Origin of the sequence: Lactobacillus sp. ESL0677 (assembly GCF_029392875.1) — a bacterium.
Taxonomy (GTDB): Bacteria; Bacillota; Bacilli; order Lactobacillales; family Lactobacillaceae; genus Lactobacillus.
In genome coordinates this window covers 1,084,138-1,103,168 of the sequence record NZ_CP113946.1, presented here as the reverse complement: position 1 = coordinate 1,103,168, position 19,031 = coordinate 1,084,138, and the positions used below count along the sequence as shown (strand labels likewise).

18 protein-coding genes and 1 pseudogene are annotated in these 19,031 nt (G+C 37.7%); 15 read left to right on the top strand and 4 right to left on the bottom strand.

The features are described from left to right. Positions 1-5: 5 nt before the first annotated feature. From OZX76_RS05270 to citX, 8 genes are all read left to right on the top strand, one after another. Complete coding sequence (locus OZX76_RS05270) at positions 6-704, top strand: RraA family protein (RefSeq protein ID WP_277178439.1); 699 nt, start codon at positions 6-8, stop codon at positions 702-704. A gap of 19 nt (positions 705-723) precedes the next feature. Next, positions 724-2,190 (top strand): DASS family sodium-coupled anion symporter, encoded by a 1,467-nt coding sequence (locus tag OZX76_RS05265; protein ID WP_277178437.1) that lies wholly within the window; start codon positions 724-726, stop codon positions 2,188-2,190. A gap of 12 nt (positions 2,191-2,202) precedes the next feature. Next, on the top strand, positions 2,203-3,003 hold the full coding sequence (locus OZX76_RS05260) for an alpha/beta hydrolase (protein ID WP_277178435.1): 801 nt from the start codon (positions 2,203-2,205) through the stop codon (positions 3,001-3,003). Further along, positions 2,988-4,043: a [citrate (pro-3S)-lyase] ligase gene (gene citC, locus OZX76_RS05255; RefSeq protein ID WP_277178433.1), complete on the top strand. Its 1,056-nt coding sequence runs from the start codon at positions 2,988-2,990 to the stop codon at positions 4,041-4,043. Before OZX76_RS05260 ends, citC begins: the two co-directional genes overlap by 16 nt. Continuing rightward, positions 4,033-4,329, top strand: coding sequence for a citrate lyase acyl carrier protein (gene citD, locus OZX76_RS05250; RefSeq protein ID WP_277132893.1), 297 nt, complete (start codon positions 4,033-4,035; stop codon positions 4,327-4,329). Before citC ends, citD begins: the two co-directional genes overlap by 11 nt. Next, positions 4,330-5,244 carry an aldolase/citrate lyase family protein gene (locus tag OZX76_RS05245; protein ID WP_277178431.1) on the top strand — a complete coding sequence of 305 codons (915 nt, stop codon included), beginning with the start codon at positions 4,330-4,332 and terminating at the stop codon, positions 5,242-5,244. Continuing rightward, positions 5,234-6,772, top strand: a complete 1,539-nt coding sequence (gene citF, locus OZX76_RS05240; RefSeq protein WP_280924000.1) for a citrate lyase subunit alpha — start codon at positions 5,234-5,236, stop codon at positions 6,770-6,772. The genes OZX76_RS05245 and citF overlap by 11 nt, the downstream gene beginning before the upstream one ends. A gap of 88 nt (positions 6,773-6,860) precedes the next feature. Then, a complete protein-coding gene (gene citX / locus OZX76_RS05235) occupies positions 6,861-7,403 on the top strand; it encodes a citrate lyase holo-[acyl-carrier protein] synthase (protein WP_277178427.1) in 543 nt (180 codons plus the stop codon). On the opposite strand, the gene OZX76_RS05230 is transcribed toward citX, so the two are convergent. Next, entirely contained in the window at positions 7,396-8,343 is a 948-nt protein-coding gene (locus tag OZX76_RS05230) for a sugar-binding domain-containing protein (RefSeq protein ID WP_277178425.1), read from the bottom strand. The two genes, citX and OZX76_RS05230, sit on opposite strands and share 8 nt — an antisense overlap. A gap of 114 nt (positions 8,344-8,457) precedes the next feature. Next, entirely contained in the window at positions 8,458-8,958 is a 501-nt protein-coding gene (gene ybaK, locus OZX76_RS05225) for a Cys-tRNA(Pro) deacylase (protein ID WP_277178423.1), read from the bottom strand. 63 nt (positions 8,959-9,021) lie between these two features. Here ybaK and prmA point away from each other — a divergent pair, with 63 nt between their 5' ends. The 7 genes and pseudogenes from prmA to OZX76_RS05190 all read left to right on the top strand — a co-directional run bounded on the left by prmA (position 9,022) and on the right by OZX76_RS05190 (position 17,063). Beyond that, entirely contained in the window at positions 9,022-9,966 is a 945-nt protein-coding gene (prmA, locus tag OZX76_RS05220) for a 50S ribosomal protein L11 methyltransferase (RefSeq protein ID WP_277178421.1), read from the top strand. A gap of 38 nt (positions 9,967-10,004) precedes the next feature. Beyond that, positions 10,005-10,379 carry a hypothetical protein gene (locus tag OZX76_RS05215; RefSeq protein WP_348635181.1) on the top strand — a complete coding sequence of 125 codons (375 nt, stop codon included), beginning with the start codon at positions 10,005-10,007 and terminating at the stop codon, positions 10,377-10,379. Positions 10,380-10,393: 14 nt separating this feature from the next. Further along, a complete protein-coding gene (locus tag OZX76_RS05210; protein WP_277178419.1) occupies positions 10,394-12,634 on the top strand; it encodes a bifunctional (p)ppGpp synthetase/guanosine-3',5'-bis(diphosphate) 3'-pyrophosphohydrolase in 2,241 nt (746 codons plus the stop codon). Beyond that, positions 12,635-13,072, top strand: a complete 438-nt coding sequence (gene dtd / locus OZX76_RS05205) for a D-aminoacyl-tRNA deacylase (RefSeq protein WP_277178417.1) — start codon at positions 12,635-12,637, stop codon at positions 13,070-13,072. A gap of 275 nt (positions 13,073-13,347) precedes the next feature. Then, positions 13,348-14,634, top strand: coding sequence for a histidine--tRNA ligase (gene hisS / locus OZX76_RS05200; RefSeq protein WP_277178415.1), 1,287 nt, complete (start codon positions 13,348-13,350; stop codon positions 14,632-14,634). A gap of 2 nt (positions 14,635-14,636) precedes the next feature. Continuing rightward, positions 14,637-16,493, top strand: coding sequence for an aspartate--tRNA ligase (gene aspS / locus OZX76_RS05195; protein ID WP_277178413.1), 1,857 nt, complete (start codon positions 14,637-14,639; stop codon positions 16,491-16,493). Between the two features lie 68 nt (positions 16,494-16,561). Continuing rightward, positions 16,562-17,063, top strand: a pseudogene (locus tag OZX76_RS05190) (NUDIX hydrolase). A gap of 47 nt (positions 17,064-17,110) precedes the next feature. Here OZX76_RS05190 and tpx read toward each other — a convergent pair. Then, a complete protein-coding gene (gene tpx / locus OZX76_RS05185) occupies positions 17,111-17,602 on the bottom strand; it encodes a thiol peroxidase (RefSeq protein WP_277178411.1) in 492 nt (163 codons plus the stop codon). 100 nt (positions 17,603-17,702) lie between these two features. Then, on the bottom strand, positions 17,703-18,890 hold the full coding sequence (locus tag OZX76_RS05180) for an aminotransferase class I/II-fold pyridoxal phosphate-dependent enzyme (protein WP_277178409.1): 1,188 nt from the start codon (positions 18,888-18,890) through the stop codon (positions 17,703-17,705). Positions 18,891-19,031 lie beyond the last annotated feature (141 nt).

Below are 19,031 nucleotides of genomic sequence, written 5' to 3'. Positions count from 1 at the left end.
TTTTAATGGAAGATGGCAAGCGAATTTTTTTAAAAAGAAAATTGCCAGATGCAGCAGTAATTAAGGCTTATACAGAATTGCCTTCATCCAATGTGGCTGATTGCATGAACAGAACGGGTGCAATGTCACCTCGAATTAGGCTGATGTCTAAGCCTAAAAAGGAAATGTGTGGTCCAGCTTTTACTGTCCATAATCGGCCGGGAGACAACTTGACAATCTTTGCAGCATTAAAATATTGTCATCCTGGTGATGTCGTAGTTATTGATAACGAAGGCGACAACACACGAGCTGTTATTGGTGAAGTGATGATGACATGGCTGCGAGACCAAAGACATGTTGCCGGAGTAGTTGTTGATGGACCAATGCGCGACATTGACACATTAAGAGATTGGGATTTGCCAATTTATGCGGTTAGCACAACACCTAACGGTCCTTATAAAGAAGGCCCGGGTGAAATTAACGTTCCAATTTCATGTGGTAATACCAGTGTTTATCCTGGCGACATCATTTTAGGTGATGCCGATGGAGTTGTTAGAGTAGGTCGCGAAGACGCTGCAGAATTATTACCAAAGGTTCAGGCTTTTCATAAAAAAGACGATGCTAAAGCTGCAAGTTATCATGATGGTACTGGCAATTTAGATTGGGTTGATGCAGAGCTTGCTAACAAAGGTTACAAGATTATTGACGATACATATCGTCTTTAAATGATAAAGAAGGATAATCATGAAAACTTTAGAAAAAGTGAATTATAAAGGGTTTATTTGGCCTTTGATAATCGGAATCGTCCTGTGGTGTGCAACACCTTGGCGACCAGCTGGCCTGACACCACAAGCTTGGGAAATGTTTGCTGTCTTTGTTGCTACAATTGTTGGTTGTATTACAAAGCCATTGCCAATTGGTGGGACAACATTAGTTGGCTTAATTGTAACTGTTTTGGTTGGTCTTGCACCGATTAAAGATATTCCAGATCCAAAAACTGGCGTTGTTAATAAGGGTATTTTGAGTGCCTTCAGCAATTCGGCTGCATGGTTAATTGCGATGGCCTTCATTATGGCTTATGGAATTAGTAAAACCGGTTTAGGTAATCGAATTGCCTACTGGATGATCAGGCGCTTTGGTAAAAAGTCAATCGGGATCGGTTATGCAATTACTGGTTTGGAATTAATCTTAGGAGCTTTAATTCCTTCTAACAGTGCTCGGACTGGTGGTGTTGTATGGCCTGTTACTAAGTCAATTTCAGAAAGTTATGGTTCAAGGCCAAATGATCCATCACGAAAGAAAATTGGTGCTTATTTAGACTTTATGGCTTTTCATGCTAACACCATCTCAACAGCATTGTTTATCACTGGTGCTGCTCCAAACTTGGTTGCTTCCCAAATGGCTGCTGAAAAAGGCTACAACATGAGCTGGATCAGCTGGTTTATTGCCGCATTAGTACCAGTAATTGTTGCAACAATTATCATTCCAATTGTTATTTACAAAATTTTTCCACCAGAAATCAAGGAAACACCTAATGCTAAAAAATGGGCAGACGACCGTTTAACAGAAATGGGACCAGTGACTACACCTGAAAAGATTATGGCTGGTGTTTTCCTAATTGCAATTATTCTTTGGGTTTTATCTGGAATTATTAAGATTCCACAATTGGATTCTACTTTTGTTGCTTTCTTAGCAGTTGGCTTACTTCTGTTAACTGGCGTTTTAACAATGAATGATGCTTTAAAACAAACTGGTGCTTGGAATATTCTGATTTGGTTATCAATCTTAGTCTTTATGGCTGGTAAATTAATTTCCTATGGTTTTATTGATTGGTTCTCAAAGACGATTCAATTAAGTCTGCACGGTGTTAGTTGGCAGGTAGTTTTAATCGTTTTAGTCATTTTAATGTTCTATACCCACTACTTCTTTGCCAGCGGTACTGCTCACATGACGGCACTGTACTTACCATTCTTATCTGTTGCGGTTGCTACTGGTGCACCACTTAAATTAGCTGCTATGCTACTTGCATTTACTGGTGCAATTAATGCTTCAACAACTCACTATGCTAACGGACCTGCTTCAATTTTAGCTACGACGGGTTATGTTAAACAAGGTGAATGGTGGAAGATGAACTTCCTATTAGGAATTATTTATTTACTGATTTTTGGTATTATCGGTACATTATGGATGAAAGTCATCGGTATGTGGTAAGGAGTAATAACAATGGATTTTACCACTAATGATGGTATCCGTTTGCATTATTACGATACAAATGAAGCTAAACCAGTAATTGTGGCTATTCCAGGTATTGGTGGGTCAAGTCAGATGTGGCTTGAAGTCATGGAATTATTTAAAGATGACTTTCGCTTCATTATTCTTGATCCACGTAACCAAGGACGGTCACAAAGAACGTATAAGGGGCAAAGAATTAGTCGCCATGCTAAAGATTTGGCAGAACTATTTCAAAAGCTTGATTTACATGATGTGATTGCTATTGGTAATTCAATGGGAGCGGCTACTTTATGGTCTTATCTTTCTTTATATGGTTCTTCTCGGCTGCGAGCAATAGTTGATTTGGATCAACCACCAAAGATGATTCATGATCAAACTTGGCAATATGGTTTTAAGGAATTAAGTTGGAATAATTATCCTCAATATTTAAAAATCGACTTTGGTAATGCATTTTATACTCATATTGATGATCAAATGTTTACAAAAGCTAAGCAGGAGGCCAAGGAATATCCTTATTGCGCTGAAGATAATTATCTTTGCTTAATTGATCATGCTGAACAGGATTGGCGTGATGTTTTAATGGACATGACGATGCCAATGCTTGTTTTAGCAGGAAAAAATTCACCATTTTTTGATTATCATTTTGCATTTGCAATGCAAAAGCTTAATTCCAGAATTAAAATTCAGGTCATCAAGAATTGTGGCCATCTAATTCAGGCAGAGCAGCCACTTGCAATGTATCAAGCGATTATTAATTTCTTAAAGGATGTGACCCAATGGACCAAATCGTAGATCTTTATTTGAACGATCAAACAGTTCGGACTAAATGGAAAAAATTCTTAATTAAATTGGGCTTACACGATTTTAGTTCACGCGAAGTTAACGTCATTGATCATACTTTAGGGATTATTAATGATGAAGGCGAATTAGTCGGAACAGGGAGTGTAGCCGGTAATGTTTTAAAGTATATTGCTGTTTGTAATCAAGGGGCCACTCCTGGTAGCCGTTTTAATCAGATGGTGACGGCTTTACAACAATATCAATTTAACCGAAAAATTTTTCATAATTTTGTATTTACTAAAACGCAATACTCAACTAGTTTTCAACATCTTGGCTTTACAGAATTGGCTCATACTGATGTAGCAGCTTTTTTAGAAAGTGGTACACCAGATGTAAATGATTTCTTAGCTACAATTCCGCAAGTCGAAAATCAAAAAGATCAAAGAATAGCGGCAATTGTAATGAATGCTAACCCTTTTACTTTGGGTCACCAAAGACTTATTCAGCTAGCTAGTCAAGAAAATGATTTGGTTTATATTTTTGTTGTGGCAACAGATGCTTCCTTATTTAAAACTGAAGAGCGGATGCAGCTAGTAAAGAGTGGAACTGCTGATTTGAAAAATGTCTATGTTGTTAGTGGTAGCGACTATTTAGTTTCGCAAGCTACCTTTCCGGCATATTTCTTAAAAAGTCCGGATGATTTAATTAAGACACAAACCACAATTGATGCACGTGTTTTTAAAAACATTATTGCACCTAAGTTGGCAATCAGTCGGCGATATTTGGGGACAGAACCTTTCTCATATACAACTAATTTCTATAATAAGAGTTTAATTAACGAACTCAGCCCCCAGATTGAAGTCAAGATTGTGCCAAGATTTAGCAATAATGATCAAGTAATCACTGCTACTCAAGTAAGACGATTAATTAAAACAGGTGACTTGGCAGCAATTAAGTTGCTCGTTCCGAATACAACAATGAACTTTATTAAAAGTAATCAAAGAGTTTTACAAACTAGAATTCAGAAAGGAATGAATATTAATGGAAATTAAAACAATTGGTGTCGCAGGAACTTTAGAATCTTCAGATATTCAAATAATGATTTCTAAAGGTAATGATGGGATTCAAATTGATTTGGATTCAGAAGTAATCAAAGCATACGGCGATCAAATTAAAAAGGTGATTACTGATACTTTGGAAAAGTTTGGTATTAGCAATGCGAAGGTCAAAGCTACTGATAAAGGTGCACTTGATTGTGTCATTGCTGCACGTACTTTAGCTGCAGCACAAAGAGCTACTGAAACTACTGATAAACCAGAATTGGAGGTATTGCAATAAATGACTTACGTAAAGAATCGTTTGCGCCGGACGATGATGTTTGTGCCCGGCAATAATCCAGCAATGGTTAAAGATGCTGGTATTTATGGTGCAGACTCAATTATGCTTGACTTGGAAGATGCTGTTTCCTTAACTGAAAAGGATGCTGCCAGAATGCTTGTCTATAACGCAATTAAGCATGTTGATTTTGGCGGTGCTGAAATTGTCGTTCGGATTAATGGTCAAGATACTCCATTTTATGACGAAGATGTTAAAGCGATGGTTAAAGCCGGTGTTGACGTTATTCGTTTACCAAAGACAGAATCTGCTGAAATGATCCAAAAATTAGTTAAGGACATGGAAAAAGCAGAAGAAGAATATGGTGTTGAAAAAGGTTCAATTGGTGTTATGGCAGCGATTGAAAGTGCTAAGGGTGTTTTGAACACACCAACTATTGCTACAGCAACACCTTTAATGATGGGACTTGCCGTTTCTGGTGAAGATTACACTGCTGATATGCATACGCACCGTTATCCAGATGGGCGTGAATTGGAATTTGCTCGGAATATGGTTCTTCAATCTGCTAGAGCAGCTGACGTTTATGCTTTTGATACTGTCTTTTCAAATATGAAGGACACTGAAGGCTTTTATCGCGAAACTAGATACATTTATGAGCTTGGTTATGATGGTAAGTCATTAGTTAACCCACGGCAAATTCCAATGGTTAATAATGTCTTTAACCCAACTAAAGAAGAAATTGAAAACGCTAAAAACGTTCAAAATGCAATTCGAGAAGCTAAAGCTAAGGGCTCAGGTGTTATTTCAATGAATGGCAAGATGGTTGATAAGCCGGTAGTTGCGAAGGCAAACCGTGTTATAGAAACTGCAAAGGCTTCTAACTTAATTGATGAGGAGGGTAATTACATTGGAGAATAAAGTTAATCGCGAATTACCAGACAATTTGATGTCAGAAATGAATTTAAAGCCATTTACATCAGCTACGATTGGTAATCCGGAAGTTCAAAGAGTTGCACCTAAAGTGCGAGTTACTGCTGGTGAAGACAAGGTTGTCGATTCACTTGACGATGTAATTAAGAACAATCTTAAAGATGGGATGACAATTTCTTTCCACCACCACTTTAGAAATGGTGATTTTGCCTTTAATAAAATAATGGATAAAATCATTAATATGGGTTATAAGGATTTAACTCTGGCACCATCTTCGCTTACCGGTGTAATGAACGATAAGGTGATTGAAGCTATTAAAAAGGGTGTTATTACCAATATTGTTTCTTCAGGAATGCGTGGTTCACTAGGCGACTTTATTTCTCATGGTGGTTTAAAGAATCCAGTTATTTTCCGGTCACATGGTAATCGTGCACGAGCAATTGAAGAGGGTGATATTAAAATTGATATTGCCTTTCTCGGTGTTCCGGTTTCAGATCCAGCTGGAAATGCAAATGGTCAAGATGGTGACGCTGTCTTTGGCTCACTTGGTTATGCTTTAATTGATGCGCAATACGCTGATAAAGTGGTTTTATTAACTGATAATATTGTTGATTATCCAAATACCCCAGCTTCAATTAAACAAGACCAAGTTGATTATGTTGTCAAAGTAGATAAGATTGGTGACCCAGATAAAATTGGTTCAGGAGCAACTCGTTTTACTAAAGATCCAAAAGAATTAAAGATTGCTCAAATGGTTAACCAAGTAATTATTAATTCACCATATTACAAGCAGGGTTTTTCATTCCAGACTGGATCTGGTGGTGCTGCCTTGGCCGTAACACGTTATTTACGGCAATCAATGCTTGATGATGGGATTACTGCTTCATTTGCATTAGGTGGTATTACTAAGCCAACAACTGACTTACTTGCAGAAGGCTTAGTTAAGAAAATCATGGACGTACAGGACTTTGATAAGGGTGCTGCAGCTTCAATGGCACAAAACAAAGACCAACAAGAAATTGATGCTTCATGGTATGCTGATCCTCATAATAAGGGTGCAGTTGTTAACAATTTGGACGTTGCTATTTTGTCAGCATTGCAAATTGATACTGACTTTAACGTTAACGTAATGACCGGTTCAGATGGTGTTATTCGTGGTGCGATTGGTGGTCACCAAGATGCAGCAAATGCTAAAATGACGATTATTACTGCGCCACTTGTTCGTGGTCGTAATGCAACGGTAGTTCCTTCTGTTGAAACAGTAGTTACTCCAGGAGATTCCATTGATGTCTTAGTAACTGAACGTGGGATTGCCATTAATCCTAAACGGCAAGATTTAATTGCTGCATTTAGCAAAGTCCCAGGTTTGCAAATTCTTGACATTAAAAATTTGCAAAAGATGGCTGAAGGACAAGTTGGTATACCAAAGCCACTTGAATATACTAATCGAACTGTTGCTTTAGTTGAATACCGTGATGGTTCAATTATTGATACTATCAAGCAAGTTAAAGACTAAAAATTTATAAATTAAAAGCGTGGAAATAAGTCAAAGCTCGTTTTCACGCTTTTTTTAGTTATAATAATCAATAAAAAGGAAGTTTATCATGAATCAATCAATTTTTTTATCAGGAACGCCACAAAGTATCACAGATGTGTTGGCTGCTAAAGATCGGCGCGCAGCACTACAAATGCAGCTTTTTAATCAGCACCCCAGCAGTACATTGCTTGATATAAAATTAAATATTCCAGGACCGATCAAAAATAACCATTACTTAAAGCAGCTTTTTACAACGGGTTGCACAAATTTAGAAGAAAATTTGAAAGCTCAGGGTTTTAAGTATGACTTGGCAGCGAGCTGGGATAATCCCAGTGGCTGTGAAAATTTTTATTTATTAAATGCTAATGCCAAAGATGTAAAAAAAGTCACAATTGCATTTGAAGACAGAAATAGGTTAGGACGCCTTTTTGATGCTGACGTCTTGGTTAAGGAGCAAAAAGCAGCTTTATCGCGGTCGAAGTTAGGTTTGACCGTCCGTCGTTGCTTTTTATGTAATCGACCAGCTAAAGAATGTGCGCGATCACGTCGTCATAGTGTAGCAGAATTACAAAATTATATTAGCAATATCTATAATGAAGAATTTAGCTAAATTCAATATTTTTATGCAGTACCCGTTCGGCAATACCACTAGTAGTGATTAAGTGGGTAACTATGCCACTTCGTAATGCACCTAAGAGAGCATCTTCCTTGAAGCGATTTTTAACAATTACAAACCGTTTGGGAATCCGCATAATTTCATCAAAACTAATTCCACAAATATGAGTTTCAATTGGCTTGAAGAAGTTGCCATTAATATCGTATGGTCGACCAAAAATCATTCCAGCAACACGACTGCGATCCATATTTCTAAATAATTTATCTGCATAATAATCCATGAAGAATTGTCCAGATTCTAAGGATTGAGCGGTTCCAATACTTGCGAAAACCAAGTCAATTCTAGGATAAAAAGTTTTAATGTATTCAAAGAATGGCTCTTGCATAATGTCTTGAACAAAGCCCGGATTGATTGTGTACAGTGGAGCTGGAAAGGTTAAACAATTAGCGCCAAATTTATCAGCTGCCTGTTGTACCAGCTGGTTTTTTCTTTTACTTGCATTAACTGCTTGGCCGACAAGCTGAACAAAAGTCAGATTTTCACGTTCAGTTTCGGGAAAATTATTAATGATATCTCGAATTAATGTTCCCCAAGTTAACCCCACTACGTAAGCTGACTTAGTATAATTTTGAATTTGCTTAGCAGCGTAATTAACAATCATTTCATTATCTTGGTTTTTGGTTTCCAGATCTTCTAAAATGTATACTTCTTTTAAATGAAAAATTTGTTGAAACTTACGCTCTAATTTTTCGGCCCGCTTTGGACTTTGATAGATACTAATTTTTACAATTCCTTTTTCTTCGGCTTCTTCTAACGCCTTGGTAATCAAGTAACGCGAGAGGCTGTATTTTTTGGAAATGTCAGCGATATTTAATTTGCTTAAAAAATAATCGTGCGCGATATTTGCAAGCTGTTCATCTGTTAATAATGTCATTTTCCTATTCCTTATATGTTTGTATTAATCTATATTATATTACAAATGAAGAATTTTGCTTGATTATTTTACCCTGTATATAGAAAATATTTTCTTTATTTTTGCTAGATAAAATTATTCTAGTAAATCACAGAACTTTCCATCAGTAACTTTTTGAAGGTCATCGGGGTTTAAGAAAACACTGCGACCAACTTTACCACTGGAAACGCCAATTTTTGCTTCATTTTTCATACCACTATCTAGAAAAATTGGAAAATGATGCTTAAAATAGATACCAATTGGCGTATTTGCACCATGAACATAACCCGTGGTCTTTTCTAAGTCTCTGAGGGGCAACATTTCGCACTTTTTATTACCAGAATTTTTAGCCAGCTTTTTCATGCTTAAATGCTCGGTTACTGGGATAACACCGACAAGTGGTCCTGTTTTATTACCTGTGCAAACCAAGGTTTTGTAGACCAAATGTTCTTTCTCGTTTAAAATAGAAGTATCCATTTGGGCAACACCACCAGAATCCTCATGGGTTGTAAATTGTGTTTGTTCATACGGAATTTTATTCCGATCTAAAATTTTTTCAACTAATGTTTTTTCAAGTTTATTTTTTTTCTTTGCCATATTTATCACCTTTTTTATGATAGCATTGCCTGGATAAAAATAAAAAGGGAGTTTTAAGTTAAAATGAAATTATTAATTATTAAAATTGAAACTAGCCATGAAGTAGAAGATGCACTTAGTGTCTACAGCCAAGATGTCTTGCATGCTTTAGGAACTGAAACTAGAAAGCGGACAGACTTTGAGCATGCCGGTTGGGAGCACGACTCAACGATTGTTAATTTAGATGAAATTAAAGACTTGCCTGAAGACATGCAATTTTTCGCATATTTTGATGAAGAAGCCGATGCTAATGAGTTGGTCCAAAAGTATCATGATAAACTTGCTGAATTGAAAGGCTATGGCTTGGCAATCGGTTCGGACAAAATTACAACATCTTTTATTCAAGATCAAGACTGGAACACTGCTTGGCAAAAATTTTACCATGTAATTGATTTTTCCCGCCATTTAGCCATTGTTCCTGAGTGGGAAAACTATCAACCTGCCTTTAAGGACCAACAATTGATTAAGCTGGATCCAGGTTTGGCTTTTGGTACTGGTAACCATAAGACGACACAACTTGCAATGATGGGTCTAGAACGGGCAATGACAACGCCTAAAAGTGTAATTGACGTTGGGACTGGCTCTGGTATTTTAGCAATTGCTGCTGCACTTCTTGGCGCCAAAAGTGTTGAGGCTACTGATATTTCTGATGAAGCTGTCACTGCAGCTGGTGAAAATATTAGCCTAAATAATTTAACTAATATTAAGGTAGAAAAGGCCAGTTTGCTGCAAGGGGTTTCTGGCAAATTTGATATAATTGTAGCTAACATTTTGGCTGAAATCCTGCTAGATTTAATTCCGCAAATGGACGAACACCTAAATGAAGGCGGCCAAATTATTTTCTCAGGTATTGATTATTTGCAGTTAGATAAGATCAAGGCTGCCCTTGACCAGTATGGTTTCAAGATTACTTTGACGATGTCCCAAGATCGCTGGGTCGGGTTAATAATTGAACGCAAAGAAAAGTAAAAAAGACTATAATGTTAAGTTAGATAAGGAAGAATAGATTGATTATTAAACTCAAACAATTTAAGCAAAAAGTTATGGCACTCCCACTAATTCGTAAATTAAATCAGTTCCAAGCAATGCCAATCATTTGGTGGAGCTTATTAGTGGGGCTTTTACCATTTGTCTTTAGTCTGCTGCGGATACCAATTATTTTACGTGTCGGCTTATTGTTCATCATCGTTAACAATATTATCAGTTACCACGTTGGCCGCCTATTAATTAGCCTTAAATTACCAGAATATTGGCTGCTTGTATTACCAATTATTTTTTGTTTAGCAATGCTGATTAGATTTGCTAAGTATAATTTATTATTCGGCCTTATTTATCTTATTTTTGAAATTTTTGGATTAATGGATAGACATATTTATAACTAGAAAGAGCGATTTAAATGTCGAAATACATTGAAATGACGCATGATCAGGTAATAGCTGCCTGTAAGAAGTACATGAATGACAAGCAAATTGCCTTTGTTGAAGAAGCCTATGAATTTGCTAACAAAGCTCATAAAGATCAAAAGCGGGCTTCAGGCCAGCCCTACATTGTGCATCCAACTCAGGTAGCCGGCACCTTGGCAAATCTGGGACTTGATCCCGATACAATTGCTGCTGGTTTTTTGCATGATACTGTTGAGGATACACCGGTTACTAACGATGATATTAAGGAAAAGTTTGGCAAAGATGTCGCCTTTATTGTTGATGGGGTAACGAAGCTTAATAAGTACGAATATAAATCGCACCAAGAATTTTTAGCTGAAAATCACCGCAAGATGTTAATTGCAATGGCTAAAGATATTCGCGTTATCATGGTTAAATTAGCTGATCGGCTGCACAATATGCACACCTTGCAACATTTACGTCCAGATAAGCAGCGGCGAATTTCTTCGGAAACAATGGACATTTATGCTCCACTTGCTGATCGTTTGGGTATTGGAACGATTAAGTGGGAACTAGAGGACATGAGTTTCCATTATCTGAATCCTAAGGCTTATTATCAAATTGTAAATATGATGAGTCTAAAGCGCAGCCAACGTGAAAAGTACATTCAGGATGCAATTAGCACGCTAGAAACTAGTCTTGATAGTTTAGGTATTAAATATGAAATTTATGGTCGTCCCAAACATATTTATTCTATTTATAAAAAGATGGTTAATAAACATAAGGACTTTGATGAAATCTATGATTTATCTGCTGTTCGGGTGATTGTTAATACTGTCAAAGATTGTTATGCGGTGTTAGGTGCAGTCCACACCAAGTGGAAGCCAATGCCAGGTCGCTTTAAGGATTATATTGCTGTTCCTAAGGTTAATGGCTACCAGTCACTTCATACAACAATTATTGGTCCTGGCGGCCGGCCCCTAGAAATTCAAATTAGAACTAAACAAATGCACGAGGTTGCTGAATACGGGGTCGCTGCCCACTGGGCATACAAGCGTGGTAATTTTGCCGGCGTTGAGCAGACTAGTTCAAACGAGAAGCTGGACATGGTTCGTGAAATCTTAGAGCTAAAAGATGAGACTCAAGATGCTGGCGAATTTATGAAGAGTGTCAAAAGTGAAATCTTTTCTGATCGCGTTTATGTTTTCACGCCTAAAGGCGAAGTTTATGAATTACCTAAAGGTGCAGTGACACTTGATTTTGCTTACCAAATCCATACGCAAGTTGGCAGTCATGCTGTTGGTGCCAAGGTTAACGGTAAATTAGTGCCGCTTGATTATAAATTGAAAAATGGTGATGTGATTGACATCATGACCCAGTCAAATGCGACACCGTCGCGTGACTGGATGGATATTGTTAAGACCTCGCGAGCACGAAATAAAATTCGCCGCTATTTCCGTAATTTAGACCGCGAAAATAGCATTGAGCAGGGCGAGCAAATGGTTGCCGACAAGTTGCGTGATCAAGATTTGTCCCCTAAGGAATTTATGGACAAGGACCATCTGGAGAAAGTCCTAGACCAGTTTAATTACCATACTGCTGATGAAATGTTCGCTTCAATTGGCTTTGGTGATCTGTCTGCAATCAGTGTTGTCAACCGGCTTACGTTAGACTTAAGGCGACAAGAAGAGCAGCGCCGCCAAAAAGAGCTTGAAGAAGAAATTTTAAACTCTGGTCAAAAAGCCGCTTCATCAACGCAAACTAATAAATCTACTAATTCACCGATGACAATTAAACACAAGAATGGCGTAATGATCCAAGGCATTAGTGATTTAATGCTGCATTTAGCCAAGTGTTGTAATCCTGTTCCTGGCGATAAAATAGTTGGTTATGTCACTAAAGGTCGCGGGGTAACTATTCATCGTGCAGATTGTCGAAACATTACTAACGACGCAGCTAGTCAAGGCCGCTTGATTGACGTTCAATGGGAAAACGTTGAAGATAGTGCTAAGCAAGCTTTTAATGCCAATATTGAGGCTTTTGGTTATAACCGTGAACGCCTTTTAAGCGATGTGATTACAAAACTAAATACGGTTACGACTAATATTAGTAATTTATCGGGTAAGGTAAACGAGGATAATATTGCTCATATTTATGCTACCGTAGCAGTTAAAAACGCAGCTCAACTTGACGAAATATTGAGCAGATTGCGTGATGTACCAGACATTTATGAAACACGAAGGGCGGATAATTAAGTGCGTGTAGTAATTCAACGGGTTAATTATGCCCAAGTGAAGATTGACGATCAGACTGTTGGTCAAATTAAACGTGGTTTATTGTTGTTAGTTGGTATTAAAGAGGGCGACGACTTAGCAATTGTTCAAAAAGCAGCTGCCAAGATAGCTAAGATGCGAATTTTTGAAGATGAAAATGGTAAGACTAACTTGGCAATTAGGGATATTGGCGGTGAAATTTTAAGTGTTAGTCAATTTACACTGCTAGCTGATACTAAGAAAGGAAATCGCCCAAGTTTTATCGAGGCAATGAGACCACCGAAGTCCAAGCAATTATGGGAAGACTTTAACCAGGAATTGGTTAATGCAGGACTACATGTTGAGACCGGTGAATTTGGTGCGGATATGAAAGTTGCACTTGAAAACGATGGTCCGTTCACAATTGTGCTAGATTTGTAAAAAACAACATAAATTTGCATTCTAGGTTGACTTTTTGCCCTTAAAACTATAAGCTAAAACAAGAATTATCAATGACAAAGATTGAAGATAGCAATTTCTATTAAAGAGACCGCTTGACTGGTGTAAAAGGCGGATAGAAAGCTAACTGTGACCCCTTTAGCAGATAATGTACGCGTCGCGAGCGTTATTCGTAGCAAACAAAAGGTGGTACCGTGCGAAATTTAGCGCCCTTGATTTTTTCAAGGACGCTTTTTTATATTTAAAAGGATGATTAAATGAGAGTTCAAAAACCAAAAGGAACAGTCGATATTTTACCTGAACAATCTGGTTCATGGGAAAAAGTCGAACAAACTGTCCGTGACTTCTTTAAACAAGCCAATTATCGAGAAATCAGAACACCAAGTTTTGAAAACTATGAAGTCTTTTCACGTTCAAGCGGTGAGACTTCTGACGTTGTTGAAAAGGAAATGTACGACTTTACCGACAAGGGTGGCCGGCACATTGCATTACGGCCTGAAGGGACTGCTGGTGTTGTTCGTGCCTATGTTGAAGACAAAATGTATGCTCCAGAAGTAGTCAAGCCATTTAATGTTTATTACATTGAATCTACTTTCCGTTATGAGCGTCCACAAGCTGGTCGGCAACGTGAATTTCACCAAATTGGGGTTGAAAGTTTCGGTTCCAGCAATCCACTAGCAGATGTTGAAACAATTGTTTTAGCTCATGATTTATTGGCTAAACTTGGCGTTCAAAATTACGAGTTGCACATTAATACGTTAGGCAACGCCCAAGTGCGTCAAGACTATCACGATGCGTTGGTGAACTACTTTACGCCACTAAAAGACCAATTGTCTGATGATTCTAAGCGGCGTTTAGAGAAGAACCCTCTGCGAATTTTGGATTCTAAAGATGAACAAGACAAGCAATTTTTACCAGATGCACCAAAGATTATTGATTATTTGGATGCAGATTCTAAAGCTAATTTTGATGAAATTACCAGTATTCTTGATCAACTTAATATTAAATATGTGATAGATAACGATTTAGTTCGCGGACTCGATTATTACACCGGAATTATTTTTGAATTTATGGTTGAAGATAAGAGTTTGTGGGAATCAGCTACTACTATCTTGGGTGGTGGTCGTTACGATCACTTGGTACAAGAGTTTGATGGTCCAGAAACGCCAGCTGTTGGTTTTGGAATTGGTGAAGAACGGATGATGTTAGTCTTACAAAAGCAAAATCCAGCTTTGTTTACCGATCAGGGAATTGACTTTTTCATCACCAATATTGGTGATGGAACTGGAATTAAAGCCGTTGAAATTGCCCGTTCATTACGTAAACAAGGCTTTAGAGTTCAATATGATGTTGACCAAAAGAAATTAAAGGCACAATTTAAGAAGGCCGACCGTGTTCACGCCAAGTTTGTTATTACTCTTGGTGCAAAGGAATTGGCTAATGGCACATTAAATATCAAACGCCTATCTGATGGTAAGACAATCGATTTGCAGCTTGAAGATGTTGACGACATGAAGACAGTTATGGAAAAATTAAAGGATTAATTATGGAACAAATGGAAAAAAGAACAGACTACTGCGGCAATATTACTACTGCATATCTTGGTCAAGAAGTTAATTTGTATGGTTGGGTGCAACGCGTCCGCAACCTAGGAAATTTATTATTTATTGATTTACGGGATCGCGAAGGCTTAGTACAAGTTGTTGTTAACCATGATTCTGGTGAAGAATTAATGGCAACTGCTGAATCACTTGGTAGTGAATATGTTGTTCAAGTTAAGGGACAAGTAGTTAAACGTTCAAGTGTTAATCCAGATATGAAAACTGGAGAAGTTGAAATTGAGGCTTCTGAAATTAAAGTTTTAAATAAGTCTCAAACACCGCCATTTGAAATCAAAAATGATATTGAAGTTGGTGAACAGACTCGATTAAAATATCGTTATCTTGATTTACGCCGTCCAAGTTTACAACAAGCAATTATTTTACGGTCAAAGATTTTACGTGCAACCCATGAATACTTTGATGAGAACGGCTTTATTGATATTGAAACGCCAATTTTAGGAAAGTCTTCACCAGAAGGTGCTCGTGATTACCTTGTACCATCAAGAATTTATCCTGGCAGCTTTTATGCTTTACCACAATCACCACAATTGTTTAAGCAATTATTAATGGGTGCAGGCTTTGATAAGTACTACCAATTGGCAAGATGTTTCCGTGATGAAGACTTGCGTGGTGACCGTCAACCTGAATTTACCCAGATTGATATGGAAACTTCCTTCACTGATGAACAACAAGTGCAAGATTATACCGAAGGACTACTCAAGAAAATCATGAAAGACGTTATGGGTGTTGAATTAAAGACACCGATTGCGCGGATTTCTTGGAACGATTCAATGAACAACTATGGTACAGACAAGCCTGATACGCGGTTTGGAATGTTGATTCATAATCTGAACGACATTTTTGCAGATAGTGACTTTAAGGTCTTTTCTAGTGCAATTCAAGATGGTGGCTTCGTTAAGGGAATTGCCGTTAAGAATGGTGCCAAAGCATATTCACGTAAGCAAATTGAGAAAAAGCAAGACTACATTAAACGTTATCACGCTAAAGGCTTGGCTTGGGTCAAATTTGAAAATGGCGAATTTTCAGGACCTGTTAGTCGTTTCTTAACGGATGACAATCAAGCAGCTTTAATCAAGGAATTTAACCTTGAGGATGGCGAATTACTCGTCTTTATTGCTGATAAGTGGAAAGTTTGTTGTGATTCTTTAGACCATTTACGGCGTGAATTTGCTAAAGAAACAGGAATTATTCCTAAGCACGTCTTTGACTTTGTATGGGTTGTTGACTGGCCATTATTTGAATATGATGAAGGCTTTGGCCGCTGGATTGCTGCGCACCACCCATTTACAATGCCTGATGATGAGGGTATTAAGTTACTTGATACTGACCCACATAAGGCACATGCTCGCAGTTACGACATTGTAATGAACGGGGATGAACTTGGCGGTGGTTCAATCAGAATTCACAAACGCTCAATTCAAGAAAAAATGTTTAAAGCTCTTGGCTTCACTAAGAAGCGAGCATATGAACAATTTGGTTACTTGCTTGATGCACTTGACATGGGTTTTCCACCACATGCTGGTCTAGCCATTGGTCTTGACCGGTTTGCAATGATGCTGGCAGAGAAGGACAATATTCGTGATGTTCTAGCATTTCCAAAGAATGCCAGTGCATCAGAGCCAATGATGCATGCTCCAGCACCAGTTGCTGAGCAGCAATTGACTGACTTGGGGATTGAAGTTGAAGCACAATATCAAGAAAGTGTTGCGCAAACAGAAGCTCGGTTAGAAGAAGAAGCACAAAAAGATGCGGACCAAAACGCAACTTGGGATGAAGAATAAAAAATGACAAAAAGCAGTGTGATTGGTTAAATTCACATCGCTTTTTTCAAAATAAAGGAGGCTATCAAATGGCAGCTAAATATCATCGGGCATTTGGCGTATATTGCATTATGTATCAGCAAGAAAAATTAATTGTGATCAAAAAGCATGGTGGACCGTATACTAATCGTTATGATTTGCCCGGAGGTAGTCTTGAAGATGGTGAAAAACTAGAAACTGCAATTGTACGTGAAAATCCAGGAAGAGACAGGGCTAACTGCTCTTGAAGCAGTCCAAGTAGGAATTACTTCTTTTCGCTATCCTTGGGACTATCAAGAATGGCATTTTAATCAACATCTTTGTGTGTTTTATCAGGTTAAGCAGTGGCAGGGACAGTTGCAAGAAACGGTTAAACAATTTGCTGGTCAAGATTCTCTTGGAGCAGTTGCGGTTTCTTTAGATAAACTTAATTTGGGAAATTCATCACCGCTAGTTTTAAAGGCCAAGGAATTTTTGCAGAATAATCAGAAATTTAATCCAGCTGACCGAACTTTCTCCTCATGGTCAGTATTAACTAAAGCAGTGTATTAAAAAAACGATAACCAGCAATGGTTATCGTTTTTTAGATTGATGCCTAATTATTTTAAGTTGCTTAAAAATGTTAAAGCAGCATCATAGTTTGGTTCATCGGTCATTTCGTAAACTAATTCTTGGTATAAAATTTCACCATCAGCAGAAACAATCCAAACGCTTCTTGAATCTACGCCACTTTCAAGGTAAAGACCCATTGCTTCACCGAAGTTGTGACTTTCATCAGATAAAATTTCCATGTTTTTAACGCCTTCAGCAGCACACCAATTCTTTTGATCAGCAAGGGTATTAGTAGAAATGGTGTAAAAGTTAATGTCAGAATATTTGTCAACTTCATTGTTAAAATGCTTGGTTGAGATACTGCAGACACTAGTGTTAAGGTCAGGAACAACGCTAATCAAAGTTGGTTTGGACAGCAAGTCAGCTTTAGTAGCCTTGCTGCCATCAGCTCTAACTACAGTAAAATCAGGTAACTTTTCACCAACCTTAGGTGGTTCACCATTAGTATATAGAGGCTCGTTTAATCTTGTAATTTTCATAATAAAATCCCTTCATTTGCTTAATGTCTAATTTGATAAATTATTTATCTATTCAATTCTACTATAAAAAACTCCGAATTACGTCTACTTTGCTTAATACCTATAGGTTGCTATCGACATAATTAGTAATGCGTCGAACGGATTCTTGTAAATCTTCAGCAGAAGCTGCGTAAGATAAACGCACATAACCTTGGCCACCTTTGCCAAAGTAACTACCGGGCATCAGTGCAACTTTGGCTTTATTAGCTAGGTCAACCGCAAATTTTACATCATCTTGCCCAAATTTGGCTGGAATTTTAGCAAAAATATAAAATGCTCCTTCAGGGGTTGCCATGCTAAAGCCGCATTTGCGTAAACCTGTTTCGATAATCTTTAATCGACTTCCATAAGTAGCGCGAGCAACAGGATAATCGGTTGCACCATGAACTAAGGCTTCGGTTGCGGCAGCTTGGACGTTGTCAGTTACCGAAGTAATTAAAAATGAATTAACTTTAATTACTGACTTCATGATTTCTTTAGGTCCAACCATATAACCAATCCGCCAACCAGTCATTGCAAAACTCTTGGACAGACCTGATAAAAGCAATGTCCGTTCAGGAATGATTTGCGTGAGCGAATAATGTTTTTTATCACCATAAATTAATTCTGAATAAATCTCATCAGTGACGGCAAAAAGGTTATTGTCAGTAATAACCTGCGCGAGTTCTAATAAATTTTGCTTACTGTAAACGCGACCAGTAGGGTTAGATGGATCAGTTAAAATAACGGCCTTTGCACCTTTTCCTTCATTTGCTAGTATCTTCTTTAAATGAGTTGCAGTCAGGAGAAAATCGTCTTGTGAAGTATCAACTTCCACTGGAATTGCCCCAGCCATTTCAATAATGCCAAAATAAACGCCCCAAACTGGAGTGGGTACCAAAATTTTATCGCCAGGATTGAGCAAAGCCATACAAGCAACATTCAAAGCTTCAGTTGCACCAACGGTGACACATATTTCGGTGGCAGGGTCGTAGTCAACACCTAAACTATCATTTAAGTAATCACTAACTGCCGTTAATAATTGTGGTTTGCCAGCTTCTGGAGCATAGTGAGAATCGTCCTTTTCAATATCAGCAATCGCGGCTTGTTTAATATGTTCAGGGGTATTGACATCAGGTTCTCCAATGGTTAACTTAATAATCCCAGGAATTTTAGATGTTTCGTTATTAAACTTAGTTATTTGCGAATCAGCTAATTGCGCAATTTTATGATTGATTGTTCCAGACAAATTTTTTGCTAGATGAGGCATAATTAAAAAATCCTTTCTGTTAATTATTTACCTTTTAATTATATACCATACGACAATAGTGAAATTATAAAATAAAAAATTTAATTAGTCCTTAAAAATAACCAGGCAAGCAAATTTTTGTTATAGTTAAGACGAAAGATG